Origin of the sequence: Pedobacter sp. AK013 (genome assembly GCF_014205835.1) — a bacterium.
GTDB lineage: Bacteria > Bacteroidota > Bacteroidia > Sphingobacteriales > Sphingobacteriaceae > Pedobacter.
The window spans coordinates 66,135-83,556 of record NZ_JACHCQ010000020.1 but is presented as its reverse complement, the minus strand read 5'-3'; the positions used below and the strand labels follow the sequence as shown (position 1 = coordinate 83,556).

The following is a 17,422-nucleotide window of genomic DNA, read 5'->3' as shown; positions in this document are numbered from 1 at the left end:
ATAAAAATTTATTCCCCGTTTATCATTTGTATAATAGTGCCATAACTCATCCAAACCATGGTTAATACCACAGCTAAGCCTGTTAAGGTTAACCAAAAGGGTTGTTTATAATTTGCGATAATTTTGGTTTTATAAGCAGCAATAAGCATAATACCTAGCGCTATAGGCAAAATAAAACCGTTTATGGCGCCTACAGCAAGCAGTATTTTAACGGGTTTACCGATAAGTATAAAAATAATACAGGAAATAGATATAAAAGCAATGATAATCTCTCTGTTAAACTTTAATATGAGTGGATGAAAGCTTTTAATAAAAGAGATGGAAGTATAGGCCGAGCCCACAACCGAAGAAATCCCCGCAGCCCATATCACTACACCGAAAATCTTATATCCTATTTCGCCGCTGGCCAATTTAAAAACCGAAGCTGCTGGATTAGATGGATCTAAAGTAAAACCTTTACTCACCACCCCTAAAGCAGCAATAAACAATAATAAACGCATAATAGATGCCAATCCGATGGCGCTTAATGCACCTTTATTTACGGCACCCAAATTCTGGATTCCGGTTTGCCTGGCATCCAGTAAGCGATGAGCACCCGAAAAAGTAATATAACCACCCACTGTTCCACCAACTATGGTTAATACTGCCGTAAAACTAAACTGCGTAGGATTTACAGCCCTTAGTGCTGCTTCTGCCAATGGCGGTGAGCTGGTGTAAGCTATAATCAAGGCGAGTACAATTTTAATCAGCCCCATGGTTTTAGCAAAAACATCCATTGCTTTACCAGCTTCTTTGTAAATAAAGATCCCTATTGCCATAATAGCGCTTATTACAGCACCTTGCCCTACGCTGATGCCAAATAGTACATTTAGCCCTAAGCCAGCACCAGCAATATTACCTATGTTAAAAGCCAAACCACCTAAAAAAACCAGAAAAGAAATAAAATAGCCCAGCCCCGGAAATACCTTATTGGCTATATCTTGAGCGGGTTTATCCGCAACTGCAATAATCCGCCAGATATTTAACTGTGCAATGGCATCTAATATGATGGATAGCAATATTACAAACGCAAAACTTGCACCCAACTGTTGGGTAAAAACAGCAGTTTGTGTTAAAAATCCAGGACCAATAGCTGATGAAGCCATTAAAAAAGCCGCACCTAAAAGTACGCTCCAATTATATTTTGACTTCATATTACCGGGGCTTTAATTACAATACCTTCTTTTTTTAATCTTCCGGCTATCAATTTAGCAAAAGCAACAGCATGTTTACCATCGCCATGCAAACAAATGGTTTCGGCTTTAACCGCAATGCGATTTCCATTGATGCTATTTACTTCCTGGTTTAAAGCAAATCCCAACACCTGATTGATGGCATCTTCTTCATTGGTAATTAACGCATTGTCTGCTGATCGTGGCGTAAGTAAACCATCATCCTGATAACTACGATCGGCAAAAACTTCTGATGCGGTTGCAATCCCCTGTTTTTCAGCCTCATCAATCATCTTACTTCCTGCTAAGGCATATAAAATTAAACCTGGATCGAAATCGAAAATGGCCCGTACAATGGCTTTTGCCAAAGCGGTATCTTTTGCAGCCATATTATATAATGCCCCGTGCGCCTTAACATGATGCAATTTACCACCCCCGGCTTTTACAAAACCGCTTAATGCACCAATTTGGTATAAAGTAAGCTGATAGGCCTCATTTGGGCTAATTTTCATTTCTCTACGGCCAAAACCTTGCAAATCAGGCAAACCGGGGTGCGCCCCTATGGCAACTCCTTTTTTTAGTGCTAAAGTTACAGTCTGTTGCATTACAGCCGGATCGCCGGCATGAAAACCACAGGCAATATTTGCCGATGAAATATAATCCATCAGTTTTTCATCATTGGGCATGGCATAGTTTCCAAATGCTTCTCCCATATCACAATTAAGATCGATCATCTTCATGTTTTAATATATTTAAGGCTTATTGCCATGGTAATCAATGATAAATCGTGTTCACGTTCAAGATAAAGTTCTTCTGCCTCATCTCTCGAAATTTCAGAAAAGTGAATTGCATCGCCGGGTTTAAACTGGGCACATAAAGGCAAATCGACAGCTGCAACATGAGCAATACGTGGGTAACCACCCGTTGTTTGACAGTCGGCCATAAGTATAACCAAATCTCCGCTCCCAGTTACCTGGATAATCCCAGGCGTTACTGCCGTGCTGAGCAATTCTTTTTTAACTTTCCTTGCCAATGGCTTTCCTGATAAATGGTAACCCATGCGGTTACTCCTTCTATCTATCATGTAGGTACCGGTTAAAAACGAAATAATGGATGTTGCATCGAACCAATTGATTTCATTAGCAAGTACAATTCTAATGCTTTGTCTTTTTTCTGGCAGTAAACTTTCTCTCGAAATGCGCCAATTTGGATAGGTTAACGATTGTTCGATCAATTGACTCAATATTCTATTTGATACTTCGCTAAGTAAAGTACCGCCAACCAAAACATCAGCTTTTTGTAACGCTCTTCCCTTAAAGCCACCAAAAGCAGCGGTAACATAAGTGCTTTTACTTTCCATTATATCTGGCACATCCCACCCACCGGCAATAGCCAAATAGGTACGCACCCCAATAGGATTATTAATCAACTTTATAATGGAACCTGCCGGAAAAAACAGTGGCTTTTCTGCAGGCATTAACTCATTATTGTAAACTAAAAATGCACCATCGCCCGAATAAGAAATTAGAATGGGTGTTTCTGCTTTAAATGAAGCATCAGCATAGGTAAACTCAATGGTAGCACTGTTATCATCGTTACCGACTGCCTTATTGGCTAACCGGTGAGCCAACTCATCCATAGCGCCAGAAACAGGTACTGCTTGCGAAAGATATCGGTACCGCCCCATATCTTGAATGGTACTTAACAAGCCAGGCTTAATGATGCTGATCTTCATACTCATATCCCGATAGAAGCATTAAACTCATTTATATCGATGGCTTTAAAAACAACCGTATCGCCTCCCTTTAAAAGTGATGGCTGCAAACGGTTTACATTAAACATTTTTAATGGTGTTCTGCCAATAACCTGCCATCCGCCAGGTGTTTCCATAGGATAAATACCAGTTTGGTTGCCTGCAATGCCTACAGATCCGGTAGGTATTTTAGCATCAGGAACTTCTTTTCTAGGAGTCGATAACCTGGCATCCATTCCACCCATATAGGCGAAACCTGGTACAAATCCGATCATGAAGACAACATATTCCCCAGCCGTATGAATATCGATTACCTCCGCTTCGGTGAGCTTATTAGTGCGGGCTACTGTTAAAAGATCCCGACCAAAATCCCCGCCATAACATACTGGAATAACCAGTTTATTAGCTATTAGCTTTGATTTTTCTCTTTTTGTTTGTGCAATTTTATTTAAATGTGCGGATACCTTTTCGAAACAAACTTCACCAGGAAGATCTGATAACATTACACTTAAGGGATCAAAAAAAACAGTTAATGTAGCATAAGCTGGAACCGTGGTAATTAAACCAGAAAAAGGATTTTGTAACAGTAATCGATTAAAATCGGTAATCAGTGCCAACAAATCGTTATCGATTGCCGTTCCAAATGTTATAGTAACCGATTTTTCGCTTAACCCATAAATTTTTATCGGAATATTGGCTCCAAAATATCCTACCTGCTCATTCATACAAAAACAGTAAGATTTAATAAAAAATGATCTTCATAAAACGGGCTTAACAACTAAACTGCAGCTATAAAAATGGCTATATATTATCACAATCGCAAAGATTTCGATAATAGGTCATATAATGCTGTTTTATCAGCAACAAATTACTAAATTACTGATTAATATCAGTCTAATTTTTCGTCGCTTCAAGGCCTTTTATTAATTTCAATAACTCATCCCGTTCTTCGGCTTCTAATTCGATCATTCCATTGAACATTTCAAAAATTTCATTACATAGGTTAGCGTGCATTAAAAGATCGATCAAACGCACAAAAATTTTCTTCTGATCGGTATTTAAACTACTAAATAATTTCGGCTCAATTTCATATAATGCCTTAATTAAATCAACCAACGCTGGTTTCCTCAATTCCTTTTCTCTCTCGGTAGCATAAACCGGAAATATCTCATCCTGTTCATAAGTTTCAATCAGGCGGTTAGCATATTCTTTTAAAAAAGGTTTACGTTTGCTTTTAAGATATTCTGTTAATGCTTTAATTAGAAAACGGTACTCTGCCGAAGATTTAGCGGCACCAAATATGGCCACCTGTCCTTCATTTTCGAAACTCTTAAAATCGAAGTCACGGAAAAAATCACTATCGATATAAACGCTATGGAAATAATCGTCGCTCTTTTTATTTAAGGTGGTGTAATCTTTATAAATTTCTTCTCCACCGGCCAAAAAGTAGTATTTAGACAGTTCTTTGTGCAGGTTTTCTTTCCAATGAACATATTTAATCTTAAAAGTAACGGCGGTATCAGGATAAAAAAGATTAAATTCTTCTATGGTTTTAACATTGCTGCTAAAATCTAATGCTTCTCCATTTACAATAATCGAGTATTTTTTGTGTTTATTCAATTCAATAAACCAACAGAATTCGTTTATCAAAAAAGGAAGTACTGTTTCTTCTACGTCTTGTTGACTGATCCTTAAATTAGTAAAAGAAACAATTGTTCCAGTCTCACCAGTATTGCTCTGAGCGGTGGAAAAATCGTGACTATAACTGTTTAAACCACCCGTGTTAATGTGTATTTCGCCATAACGGAACCCTTTTTCTGATTGATAAGTAGTGCGCCAAACGGCATCATGCGCAAAGGTAAAAAAGGTAAGCCGCCCCACCCCATTACGACCATGCATTTTGGAGGTATGTTTGGGCGCTACAATCTGAATGGATTTTTCAGATTCAAAAAAAGGATCGAATTTTTGTTGTAAGCGGTCAAAATTAATTCCATAACCATTATCAGCAATAGTTAACTGTGCTAAAAGGCCAAGTGGATTAGTTATATAATCTACGTGGATTGTATTTGCATTGGCATCAAAACCGTTCCAAATGTACTCTGCAATGGCCTGCTTTTCATTATAGTTCTTAAGTACCTTTTGTATTCCCTTCGAAGTGATATTAACCTTTACCGACATAATTACTAAATTAATTAGCAAATATATCATTATATTTTAATCATTTCGGGTGTTACTTATAGTGAGTTATGCACATAGAATAAATTAGCCCGTTTTAGTGTGCTAAAAGAGTATCTATATATCTCTATGACTAAAATGCCTGCGGAGTTTTTCTTCCTCAAGATCGAGCAGCTCTAATTGTTCTCTGATCAGTTCGTCATTAATCTGCTCTTTTTTATTTAATCCTTTCAGCAAAATACGCTGTTCGGCCATAATATCTTCAAGCGCAACACGATAGTCGTGATAAAATCCTTCAGACCTTGAAATGTTCTCTTCTTTTTCCCAATCTCTCAACAATTCCATTTCTGCCTCAATGCGGATTTTTATCGACCTGATCATATCGTTATGCAATAAGTCTTTGTGGTATTTTTCATCCAGGATTTTAAGCGATAACATGGATAATTTCTTTCTTACCATTTGTTTTTGCTGTTCGAAAGAAACCGTATAATCCGGATCGGGCATGTCTACCCATTTTATTAATGCAGGTAATGTTAAGCCTTGTAAAACCAAGGTAACCAGTATCACACTAAAAGTGATAAACAAGATTAAGTTACGCTGAGGAAAAGCTTCACCTGATTTTAAAGCTATCGGAATAGAAAGCGCTGCAGCTAAAGAAACCACTCCTCTCATTCCTGCCCAGCCAAAAAGTAAAGGTGCTTTCAAGTTTGGATTGGGGTCGGCCGTAGTAATATAGCGGCTAATGAAACGTGTAAAATACAAAGCGCCATAGGTACTCGCAAACCTTGTAACGATTAAAACCAGGCAAATAATGGCACTGTAACGAATAGCCGGCAAAAGACCATCGCTGCCCAAACCACGAATAATTACTGGAAATTCTAAGCCAATTAACAAAAAAACAAAGCCATTCAGTACAAAAGCTACGGCTTCCCAAACATTTACGCCCTGCAAGCGGCTTCGATGGGTAAGAATTTGGTCTCTGCGGGCTGAAAGAAACAGACCACCACTTACTACAGCCAAAACACCAGAAAACTCAAACTCCTCTGCGGTGATGTACATAACGTATGGCGTTAAAAAAGTAAGAATAATATCAATATTTGTAGTGGTGGGCAGCCATCGGTGTAACGCGTAAAAAACTAAAGCCACTGCAATCCCTATTAAAATACCCATTACAATAACCAGTACAAAATTGCCTGCAGCCTTACTAAACACGAAACTACCAGTCATTACTGCAGCTAATGCAAAGCGGAACACCACTAAACTGGATGCATCGTTTAGTAAACTTTCGCCTTCTATAATTGTGGTAAGCCTTTTTGGCACTTTAACACTTTTAAGTATGGCTGATGCTGATACCGCATCTGGTGGAGAAATAATACCGCCTAATAAAAAACCCAACGCCCATGTAAAGCCAGGAATTAAACTTTGAGAAATTAAAGCTACGATACTGGAAGTAAGAATAACAATTGGAAAAGCAAAACTGCTGATCACTCTGCGCCACTTCCAGAAATCTTTCCAGGAAGTATTCCATGCGGCTTCATATAACAATGGCGGCAAAAAGATTACAAAAATAAGCTCCGGTTCAATTTCAATATTGCGAAGTATGGGCAAAAAACTCAATGCTAAACCCGCAATTACCAACAAAATAGGATACGCCACACGGATTTTTTGTGCCAGCATTACCACAAATAGAATAATTGCAAGCAAGAAAGCGTATTGTATAATCAGTTGGTGCATATCATTTTGGGCTTGGTCTAAAATACAAATTTGAAGCGAATGCCAAGCCATTAAGATTGTATTCTTTTTTCAGATAAAATTTGGATTTTCTATTATAAAACTATAATTTCTCCCTTGTAATAAGTCATCCCAGCTCTTTTACATTGGTTTAATTAATGAAGACCATTTTTATTCTTATTGCTTTCTTAATAGAAGGCAGCCTTTGCATGGCACAACCGTTAATCCAGGTAGAAAAACAAACTTTTGTTAACGTTGGCAAAGCAGGATACTTTTGGCAGGACGCTTCCGGAACAACATCTTTTGAAAAGGTAGAACAATTTAAGGCAGAACGTTTTTCGAAAGGTAAATCAGCAATTTTTAATGGCGGAACCAGTGGAAAACTATGGTGGATGAAACTCAGTTTTATAAAAAACAACCAAACTACTCCTTATCTGTATATCGACTACGCAAATATCGATACTATCGATGTATTTTATCGTGATGAACAAGGGAAGATAAACCAGATTAACTCCGGTATGTTCAACCTGAAACGAGATGATAATATTCTGGGTACGGGCTATGTGTTTCCCTTACAACAAGTAAAAACCCCTATTGGTGAAGTATATGTGCGGATGAGGGCGATGAATACTTTAATTGTGCCTGTTAAACTGGTAACTGAGTCAGTATTAAACCATGCCCTATTTAATGCGCATAGTTTACAGCCTATTTATATGGGTATTGCACTGATGATCCTTATTTTCCATGTTTTTATGTTTGTTGTTACACGGAGTAAACTCTTTGCCCTTTATATAGCTCGGATTATTTTGCTTTATTTCATTGTGATGGTTTGTTATCTTCAGGGCTATGGCTTGCTACTGGGCCAACCAATAGCCAGGTTTATTTTAGTTCATGCACATTTTTTTATCGCTCTCGGCTATATTTCTACCATTCTGTTTAACAGTTATTTTTTAAAACTCAAACGGCAGCTCCCACAACTTTATAAATTCTTTAGGGCAATAATGTTTGGATGGAGTTTAATCCTAATCTGCTCGTTATGGGACGCCAGAAGCATTACCAATATGCTTACGCAAATTTTATTTTTATTAACTTCTTTACTTTTTCTGTTCAGTAGTGTTAAAGTTATTATCATTCGCGGGTATGCCAAAAACAATACGCTCATCTGGTGTTACGTATTTGGATGGATTCCTGTGGCGCTTACATCTATCTACCTTGTTTTTTGCCTAACGAAGCTCATTCCCTTTCAACCTTATAGTTTTAATTTACTCACTTTGGCCAGTATAATTGAAGCAATACTCATTAGCCTTGGTCTTTATGGACAAAGGTTAAGGTTATTAACAAGACATAATGCGCATTTTAGGAGACAACGTATCCTGCTCCAAGAACAGGTAGAGGGTTACCGTAAACAGCTCGATGCAAAACCAGAAAAACCTGTTGAACATCTTTCTTTAAAAGCAATAATCGAACTTGCGCATGCCAGAGATCCATCATTTATGAAGCGATTTAGCGAGGCTGAATCTATCTTTATCGAGCGGCTTCTTCAGGTTTCGCCTCAACTACTACCCGCAGAATTAACGCTTTGTGCTTACATCAGGTTAAATTTCGATACTAAAGAGATAGCCAGAACCTGTAAATTAAGTGTACGTGCTGTAGAAAGCCGAAAATATAGAATCAGGAAAAAACTGGGAATAGATGGCGAAACAAATATGTATACTTGGATGTTAGACCTCACCAATCGTCCTAAATAATATACAAAAATAAATAGTTTTTTCCTTGCTATTATCTTAATAAAAAAATATCAAAAACAATATAACATCCTATATTACAATAACTTATATACTCATGCGTAGAAATGAGTATCAACCAAAACAACCTGCCGCACCCTCTTTGCATATAGCTATATAGAGTGCACGCGGTGCGATACCGTTTTTTAACCGAACAGACTTAATGCTTTTGTCTGGGTTGTACTTATATTTTAGCCATGTCGACAGAAACGGTCTTTTCCGGGATGATTTGTTACACGCCTGACGGCATGGCTTATTTAGAACGCTAATTCATCAAAAACTATATATAATGAACCAAACACCAATTACATTTTATCTTTCTTACTGAAAAACAAACACTTAAAGTTGATGCGTATAACTGCGTAGACAAAAATTTTGATAAGCCTTAAACGCTATATTTCTTTGTCCCTATCCCTTAACGAAAATTTTTAAAATAAAATGCTGTGCCGCAGGAGGTCTAGACAGGGGACGGTTTAGCCTTCTGCACAACAGCATCCAGAAACCAACCATGAAACCGAACAACACACCTGCTAAAATTATTGGCAGCATCCAAGAATTTTACAACGGCAGAGATCCCGAGGAAATTTGTATTGCTCTAGAAATTGATAAAAATTGTTTCGACAGCTGGATTAGAGATTTCGGCAGCATCGCCAATGAACTTTTAGAACTAAGGGATGAAAACGAAACGCTCAGAACCATGTTCACCAATTTAAGTTTGGTGAACCAGAGCTTGCGTAATTCTCTTGATAGCCTTACCAGAACGGACTCGAAAATATTTGAGTTATTGTTAAAAAAACGAGGAACAGGTAATCTTAGCTTTCCTTAATTACTAATACAAAAAAATGTTCTCAATATCCCAACCAAAAATATTAATTATCGAAGATCACCCTGCAACACTTGATGCCATAAAGATGATCTTCGAATTTGAGGGCTATATTACCATGAATCTTTCCAATGCGATGGATTTACACGCCAAAATTGCTGCCTTCCAACCCGATATTATTTTAATGGATACTTTGCTTGGCGTGACCGATGGAAGGGCGATATGTACAGAATTAAAGCTATCTGTTCATAGTTCCATTCCTATCCTACTCATGTCGGCACGCAATGGCATTCATAATAGCGCTTATTACAAAACACATTGGGATGATTATATAGAAAAACCCTTTGAAATGGATGCCATTACTCAAAGGGTTCGGATGCTTTTATCAAAAAAGGCCCAACAAGATTAATAATTTTTGCTTAACCAAAAAGATCGCTGCTTAGGTAGCGATCTCCCCGATCGCAGGCGATAAAAACAATGGTTCCCTTATCCAGCTCGCCAGCAAGCTTCAAAGCAGCTGCGCAGGCACCTCCAGAGCTCATACCTGCAAATAAACCTTCTTCTTTAGCCATTCTTCTCGACATTAAAGTTGCTTCTTCCTGCGCAATATCCATTACACGATCTACCCTCAGCGGATCGAATATTTTTGGTAAATATTCTTCAGGCCAACGCCTGATACCTGGAATAGAAGCCCCTTCAGTAGGTTGGCAGCCCACAATCTGAATATTATTATTTTTTTCCTTAAAAAATCTCGAACAGCCCATAATGGTTCCTGTTGTTCCCATAGCGCTTACAAAATGTGTAACCTGCCCTTCGGTATCTCTCCATATTTCTGGTCCGGTTGTTTTATAATGCGCCATATAATTATCCGGATTTGCAAATTGATTTAATAAAAAATACCCTTTTGAAATGCCTTTTTCTTCTGCATAATCTCTGCATTCTTCTATACTTTCTAACAACGTTACTTTTGCGCCAAAAGCTTCCATAGTTACTTTACGTTCGCGCGTAGAATTGGCTGGCATAACCAGTTCAATTTCTAAGTTATATAAACTTGCAATCATGGCTAATGCGATTCCGGTATTACCACTTGTGGCCTCCACCAATTTAGTTCCGGGAGCTACATCGCCACGTTCTATTGCACTTCTGATCATATTGAGCGACGCCCTGTCTTTAACACTACCGCCCGGATTGTTCCCTTCTAATTTGGCAAATACCCGTACAGCGGGGTTAATATTCAGCTTTTGAAGTTCAGCCATTGGTGTATTTCCGATCAGATCGATTATTCCTGCCATATTTTAATATTTAATTGGTTTCTTTATGGTTTCTAATGGTAATTATTGGAGAATGGTAAGCCGTAGAAAAAGCCGGGATACTCTCTGTAAGCCATACGTTACCCCCGATGATACTATCGTGCCCGATGATGGTTTCGCCCCCCAATATGGTTGCACCTGAGTAGATAACTACTCTATCTTCTACTGTTGGGTGACGTTTGCTACCTGCCAATGTTTTTTTAACACTCAAAGCACCAAGTGTTACCCCCTGATAAAGTTTCACATAACGGCCTATTGTAGTGGTTTCGCCAATAACAATCCCAGTTCCATGATCAATATGAAAGTACTCGCCAATACTGGCTGCAGGATGAATATCAATACCTGTTTTAGAATGGGCATATTCGGTAAGTATCCTCGGAACCAACGGTATACTAAAATTATAAAGCATATGGGCAATCCTATAGAAACAGATGGCATAAAATCCAGGGTAGGTTCTAATTACCTCAAACCTGCTTTGTGCTGCCGGATCACCTTCGTAAATGGCTACAATGTCGGTATTCAATACACGGTAAAGCTCTGGTAGTTTTTCAAAAAACTGACCGGCTGCATTTTTACATTCATTATTTTTAAGCTTACAACTTGCTGATATGATATCGTAAAGCTCAAGCTCCAAAACAGTAATGTATTTCTTTACTTCTATAATCGTCGAAAATACTTTAGGGGAATTTTCAGGAAAAAGTACTTGAATTAGCTTTTCTGCCCATAGGGATATTACTTCATTGGGCGGAATATTTGGTTGTTCAAGAGGATTCTTAATAATTTGTTTAAAAAAATGGTCTTCCATAACTGGTGGTTATACCTGCCCGATCTGCTCATCGACTGGGTATATAGATTTAATCGCTAAATGTAAGTTTTGTTTTTTTAAACCAAAACAACCGGTGCATTTTTATGATAAAAATTGCTCGACGATAACAATAAAATATTTATTAGTATACTTTTAAAAAGAATTATCAGTAAATCAAGCCTTAGCACGTAGCGCTGGAACACATTAGCAATTGCGCTTATTTATTTTTTGGCCCAGCTGACAATTAGTTTAGCAGAAAAGTTTTTTTCTGGTAGATTCCCTGCATCCAGAAAAACAGATATGGCCTGTTTACTATCGGCTTTGAGTCTTACTTCGAATCCTGCAATAGAAGTTCCCGGATTTTTAGCATCATAATCTGTAACTGGGTCTGTTGACCAGGTTTTCATTTTAACTTCGCTTTCGGCATCCACAGTGAGATAACATTTTTTGTTTTTATAACTTAATTCAATGGTATGCTCGTTAATAATTTGCACTGTTGCAGGCGTAACCATCGACCACCGAAGTGTAACATCAGTATTTCCTACAGTTATTTCATCGCGGATCAGCACCGTTTTTTTATCGATCAAGGCTACGCCTCTTATCGATTTCTTTAGTTTATCGGCATATAAGGCGCTCAGATCGGCAACTGCGTTCATAAACTGGTTATTATCTGAATAGCTGATAAAAGCAGCATCTCCCCTAACATTTTGCAAAGTACTATCGATTGAAAGGGTATTGTGTGCAAAATTATTATAACGGAATATCTTCCATCGCTGCGCATTTTGTTTACTGTCCCACAGGTTAATACCCTTTGATTCGAGAGATTCATAATTCTGCATTCCAAAATCCATTGCCCAACGTATACCTTGCGATTCCATGATGAAAGATCCCACATCCATATGACCATGACTAACTGATGGCGAACCAGCTTTAAAGCCCACAAAGGTAGCCAGCGGATCTGTCCACGAACTTCGCATCAAGGCAACCGGATTTGGACCATTTCCGATCCAAAATTTAGTATTTTTAGGACGAATGTTGTTCAGCGATAGTTTTGCACCCCATATCATTGCTGATGGCAATAACCTATTCTTTAATGGCATTTGCTCATCAAGTTGTTTTTGGGTTATCCAGAGTATACCAGGATCGTTCAATTTTGATGCAAACCAAAAAAGTGCAGGATTAAATTCAGCATTGGGTCCGCTGTCTGAATAATTAAAAGGCCTGCCCGAAGGGGCCATCATATTATCCAGGTAATCAGCCGTTTTAAGAAAACCAGGCTGAGTGCTTAAGTCAAAATCCTGATGAAAAACACCTTCCAATGCACTGATAAACATCACATTAAAAGTAGTACCATATTCCCAGTACCCATAGCCTTCGGGATAAGCACCATCCGGAGCATATTGTTTCATGGGTAAGATTACACTTTTTATTGCCCGGTTAATAAGTTTAGCCGATAAGGCTGGGTGTTCTTCAAAAGTAGCTATTGCACCAAATGAAATGCCCGCATTGCATACCTGATTCCAGTTATTGGTAATATTTAACCAGTTATTATACTTATTGTCTGTTGAAGGCTGTATTCCTTTTTCGAGAATGGCAAGGGCGACTATATTTCTTGTTGATTGTGGTAAATCCTGATATAACCAATCGTAGCCTATTGACAAAGCCATTGTCATTTCACCAACATCCAGAAAATGACTTGGATTCCAATCTTTAAAGCCCGATACCGCAAGCAATTCTTTTTCTGCTCTTGCAGCATACTTTTTATTGTGGCTAAGCCTAAAAGCATAAGAAAGGTAATAAATCCTTTTAAGTGCTTCTCTTGATACATCAAGCAAACGTTTACCGATCATTACCCGCTCCAATACCGATTTATTTAAAACGCGATCTGCTTCTGATAGTATGGCTTGATGGATTTGTTTAAACTTACCATCGTGTTTTACATTTTCTAATATCTGTTTTTCAAGGTCATAGCTCATCAACAACCTTGGATGCGAAGGCATCTGAAAAGCGGAATCAATTTCCTTGTTTTGCCCTACTGCAAGCGTTGAGCAAAACAAGGTTATAATGGTAAATATAATTGTGACAAGCTGATTTTTTTTAATAGGCGCTACCATACTTATCAAATTTAACTACGTGAAACTATTTCTTCTGCTCAGATAAGAAAGAAACTAGCGAAGCCAGTTCTTCGTACGATAATGAATTAGCTAAGCCTTCAGGCATCATCGAAGTTTCCATTTCTTTTCTCGACAGGATATCGCCCGCTTTAATGGTAAAAACTTCTCCTGCAATATTACGAACCACTACTTTAGCAGCTGTTTCTTCCGTAATAAAGCCCATATAGGTACGATCGCCTTTTGCAGTAATCATTACAGTTGCAAAGCCCTGAGAGATAGAAGCATTGGGTTTTAATATCGATTCTGCAATCTGCTCACGGTTCATAATAGAACCAATCTGCCCCATAAAAGGACCTTTCATTTTCTCGCTTTTACTTAAACTATGGCAGGCAATACATCCCTGGTTATTAAAGATGTTTCTTCCTTTTAAGGGATCGCCCTGTAATTTATTGATGGCCAGCAATACATCTTCGATAGATGATTTACCCACCTGACCTTTTTTGTTTTTAATTTTATCCAGATCAATTTTTGGCTCTTCGGCTGTAGCTACTTTTTCTTCTTCGGCAAATTCAGGGATATCCATCCTTTGGCGGGCATTCAAATCAACATAAAATTGTTTTCCCTTCGCTCCGGCTTTTGTAGCCTCTTCTTTCAGGAATTTCTCAATAATAGGAGAACCTTCCCATGAAACGGCCTTAAAATATGGTCCGTGTGAATCGGGACGTGTACCCCACCACCAGGTAGCATCGTAGGCGATTTCTTTTTTATACAAACGGCCCAAGGTAACCAAGATCTGCTGTTTTAATTTTTCATCAGACGATTGTTTATAGTTTTCGATCAGTCCGTTAACCACTTTTTCGGTATGCATATAACGTAATGCCCAAAGCGCCAGGGTAGCATTTTCGGTTTTAACTGCTGCAAGTAAAGCATCTACTGCTTGAAGATCAACTAAAGCCCTAACCGCTAAATGGGGTAAAATAATGGCTGAATTTGGTGTTGCATGCGGTCCTTCGGTACCTTTTTCAGGTGCTGTAAATGAAGCGGGCACCTTGGTTTGTAAAAGTACATTGGCAACTTCTACCCTGCCCAAACGGTTTAAACCAATTACAGAAGCTGCCTGAACACGAAGAGAAGGATCTTTTAATCCTTCTAAAAATGGTTCAACCGGCACTTTATCTATATTGGCTTTACGATCAGCAAGTGCTTTTAACGCAAATTCCTTAATTGCTTTATCTTTAGTAAATTCAACTAAGGTTGTAATACCATTTTCTTTGGTCAGCTGTGCATAGGTATACAGGCCAGCTATACGGACATCGAGTGCTAAACTCTGATCGGAAGCAACTTTTAAAGCTGCTGAAACAGCTTGTTTATCATTGCGCGAAACCAATTCTTGCGAAGCCGTTAAACGGCCCACTGCACTATTGGATTTAAGTAGTTCAGTTAGTTTTTTAATTGAAGCTTTTTTAACATCAGGAAAAGCTTTGTAGGTCCAATTGTTTGGCACTGCACGAACAACGTAGCCTTTATTCGGACTGCCAGAATAACCTGCACCATCCCAAGCCGACAGATATAGTCTTCCTGAGCCATCTACATCAAGGTCTGTTATCTGCGGTAGTTTAATAAATTCTTCGTCTTTTTGCGTAAAAGTTGGACCATCAGTAGTTACTCGATGAATATAAAGCATGCTTCTGCCCCAATCGGCCATCATTGGTACATGGTTATATTGTTCAGGCCAGTTTGGTTCATCCATATATAATGCCCCAGTACCCGAACCTCCACCCAAATCGGCAAGTGCCGGAATAATTTCGTCGGTAAAATTCTGAAATAAAACCGGATAGCCATATTCGCCAGATTGTATGTGATGAGAGAAACGAACATTCCATCCGCCGCCGTCATTGGTGTTTTCTCTCGTAAAAACGTTCATGTAAGGGTCGATAGCTACATCATAAACATTACGTGTACCGTGTGTATATACTTCCATTTCAGTTCCGTCAGGGCGAACACGTATAATCCCGCCGCCTAACATGGTTAATTTTTTACCAGAACGATCTACCGCATCATGGAATCCAAAATCTCCTACAGAAATGTAAATCCATCCATCAATGCCCATCCTTATACCATTCGTAGCATGATCGGTACCACGTTCGCGAATATATTTGGCATTACTAATATGCTCAATAAGCGGTTTTTCGGGTCCATCGGCTTTTCCGTCGCCATCTTTATCTTCAAAAACAACCAAATTCATGCCCGTAGCTTGTTTTGTTTCTTTAGAAAAAGTGGTATGTAATACGTAAACCTGATTGCCTTGAACAATAATGCCACGTGGATTATCTACTTCAGCAAAATCTACATGTTCGTCCATTTTACCATCGTTATCCTTATCTATCAATTTAAGGATATGTCCTTTACCGGGATCTTTACCTAAAGAGCCGATCATATCAACACCAACATATACTTCTCCGGTTGGTGCTACCGCTAAACAGGCTGGGCTGGGTGTAACATCTGGTCCGGCAAAGTTGGTTATCGTTAATTCGGGAGGTGATACGCGTTGTATCTTTGGTTCGCTAAAAAAGTTTTTTAATCCAAAAAAAACTAGTGTAAAAGAAATTAAGCTTAAAGAAAATTTAATCATTTGTGTGTGTTCTTGTTTCTTGGTTGGTTGTGTCGGGTAAACTTACAAAAAATTATAAATCTCCCAATGCCACAATTTTATGATGTTCTACCCACTTATTATCCAATTACCTCATTTTTCACCGAATTAAAACCAACTATCTGTTTTGATCTATCAACAGCATAATAATCCTCAATTTTAAATTAATTTTTCGCTTGATTTTAAAGTAAAACAGCTTTACAAACGTCTTCTAAATTGAAGCTTGTTTTAAATTCGGTTCAAAACTAAAATTCAAGTATTTCAGCACCACAATCAATCAATTATTAAGCTCTTAACTAATTAAAATACAGACAAATGAACATAAAACACCAAATAAAAGAGATAATTAAGTCATTTTATCATATTCTAGTAATTTATTTCCACAAACAATTGATTCTAAGGAGATATTTTATTATATTTACTAAATCCAACATTCATTAAATCAGTACGTTATGAAAAATATTCTTTATTTCTTCCTGGCTGCCCTGATCTCCTCCATTGCGTTATTAACTACAAGGGATTCATTTGAGCCCGAATTGGTTTATAGCACAGTGGTGTTAATATGGATTCTGTACATCTGGTACCATATTTATGCTGCTAATAAGAGGAACTACAGTGAGTAGTCTTTAACTAGTTAAAGTTTAAAATCCCAGCTGAAAATTGCTCGGGAGGCAACGCGCATGAATTAAAAAAATCTACAGTCAGTTTACCAATTAACAGTTAGCAATTTTCTGTTAAATGATTAGCCATTCCTTATAATAGTGGGATGACTCAGGAAAAAAATAAGCTTGACTCTATTCTCTGCATTTTTATTTCCTAACCATTAAGAAATTCAAGGCATTATGTCTGGGCTTTTTATGAATGTACCAATGAACAAATCACCAATTAACCAGTTTCCATACTCATTACCATTAAGAAGTTAACAGAAAAAAGATTTAAACGGTCGCTAAAAACAATTTGGCGATCAACCATAAACAAATGACTAATGAACCAATAACCTGCACCTCATAACATAAACTTAACATACAATACATTTCTTCAAGAGGCAGATATTTTTATCTTTAGC

Annotated in this window: 14 protein-coding genes; 4 read left to right on the top strand and 10 right to left on the bottom strand. The window is 38.0% G+C overall.

What is annotated here, in order from left to right:
- Window positions 1-8 precede the first annotated feature (8 nt).
- From HDC90_RS14410 to HDC90_RS14385, 6 genes are all read right to left on the bottom strand, one after another.
- The gene (locus HDC90_RS14410; protein WP_184467518.1) at window positions 9-1,193 is read right to left on the bottom strand and encodes an NRAMP family divalent metal transporter; all 1,185 of its coding nucleotides are present in this window, start codon (window positions 1,191-1,193) and stop codon (window positions 9-11) included.
- Window positions 1,190-1,945: a 5-oxoprolinase subunit PxpA gene (locus HDC90_RS14405; protein ID WP_304622237.1), complete on the bottom strand. Its 756-nt coding sequence runs from the start codon at window positions 1,943-1,945 to the stop codon at window positions 1,190-1,192. The genes HDC90_RS14410 and HDC90_RS14405 overlap by 4 nt, the downstream gene beginning before the upstream one ends.
- Window positions 1,946-1,947: 2 nt before the next feature.
- The gene (locus tag HDC90_RS14400; protein WP_255497665.1) at window positions 1,948-2,952 is read right to left on the bottom strand and encodes a biotin-dependent carboxyltransferase family protein; all 1,005 of its coding nucleotides are present in this window, start codon (window positions 2,950-2,952) and stop codon (window positions 1,948-1,950) included.
- Complete coding sequence (pxpB, locus tag HDC90_RS14395; RefSeq protein WP_184467514.1) at window positions 2,949-3,689, bottom strand: 5-oxoprolinase subunit PxpB; 741 nt, start codon at window positions 3,687-3,689, stop codon at window positions 2,949-2,951. The genes HDC90_RS14400 and pxpB overlap by 4 nt, the downstream gene beginning before the upstream one ends.
- 169 nt (window positions 3,690-3,858) lie before the next feature.
- On the bottom strand, window positions 3,859-5,142 hold the full coding sequence (locus HDC90_RS14390) for an ATP-binding protein (protein ID WP_184467512.1): 1,284 nt from the start codon (window positions 5,140-5,142) through the stop codon (window positions 3,859-3,861).
- Between the two features lie 114 nt (window positions 5,143-5,256).
- Window positions 5,257-6,873, bottom strand: coding sequence for a Na+/H+ antiporter (locus tag HDC90_RS14385; RefSeq protein WP_184467510.1), 1,617 nt, complete (start codon window positions 6,871-6,873; stop codon window positions 5,257-5,259).
- A gap of 155 nt (window positions 6,874-7,028) precedes the next feature.
- Here HDC90_RS14385 and HDC90_RS14380 point away from each other — a divergent pair, with 155 nt between their 5' ends.
- The 3 genes from HDC90_RS14380 to HDC90_RS14370 all read left to right on the top strand — a co-directional run bounded on the left by HDC90_RS14380 (window position 7,029) and on the right by HDC90_RS14370 (window position 9,886).
- Window positions 7,029-8,618 carry a 7TM-DISM domain-containing protein gene (locus tag HDC90_RS14380; RefSeq protein ID WP_184467508.1) on the top strand — a complete coding sequence of 530 codons (1,590 nt, stop codon included), beginning with the start codon at window positions 7,029-7,031 and terminating at the stop codon, window positions 8,616-8,618.
- 544 nt (window positions 8,619-9,162) lie between these two features.
- Window positions 9,163-9,480 (top strand): hypothetical protein, encoded by a 318-nt coding sequence (locus HDC90_RS14375; protein ID WP_184467506.1) that lies wholly within the window; start codon window positions 9,163-9,165, stop codon window positions 9,478-9,480.
- Between the two features lie 16 nt (window positions 9,481-9,496).
- On the top strand, window positions 9,497-9,886 hold the full coding sequence (locus tag HDC90_RS14370; RefSeq protein ID WP_184467504.1) for a response regulator transcription factor: 390 nt from the start codon (window positions 9,497-9,499) through the stop codon (window positions 9,884-9,886).
- Window positions 9,887-9,896: 10 nt separating this feature from the next.
- On the opposite strand, the gene cysM is transcribed toward HDC90_RS14370, so the two are convergent.
- The 4 genes from cysM to HDC90_RS14350 form a co-directional block, all read right to left on the bottom strand.
- Window positions 9,897-10,769 carry a cysteine synthase CysM gene (cysM, locus tag HDC90_RS14365; protein ID WP_184467502.1) on the bottom strand — a complete coding sequence of 291 codons (873 nt, stop codon included), beginning with the start codon at window positions 10,767-10,769 and terminating at the stop codon, window positions 9,897-9,899.
- Window positions 10,770-10,779: 10 nt separating this feature from the next.
- Complete coding sequence (epsC, locus tag HDC90_RS14360) at window positions 10,780-11,592, bottom strand: serine O-acetyltransferase EpsC (RefSeq protein WP_184467500.1); 813 nt, start codon at window positions 11,590-11,592, stop codon at window positions 10,780-10,782.
- Window positions 11,593-11,813: 221 nt separating this feature from the next.
- The gene (locus HDC90_RS14355; protein ID WP_184467497.1) at window positions 11,814-13,706 is read right to left on the bottom strand and encodes a heparinase II/III family protein; all 1,893 of its coding nucleotides are present in this window, start codon (window positions 13,704-13,706) and stop codon (window positions 11,814-11,816) included.
- Between the two features lie 25 nt (window positions 13,707-13,731).
- Entirely contained in the window at window positions 13,732-16,338 is a 2,607-nt protein-coding gene (locus HDC90_RS14350) for a PQQ-dependent sugar dehydrogenase (RefSeq protein WP_184467495.1), read from the bottom strand.
- Window positions 16,339-16,808: 470 nt separating this feature from the next.
- On the opposite strand from HDC90_RS14350, the gene HDC90_RS14345 reads away from it, so the two are divergent.
- Window positions 16,809-16,979: a hypothetical protein gene (locus HDC90_RS14345; RefSeq protein WP_167294575.1), complete on the top strand. Its 171-nt coding sequence runs from the start codon at window positions 16,809-16,811 to the stop codon at window positions 16,977-16,979.
- Window positions 16,980-17,422 lie beyond the last annotated feature (443 nt).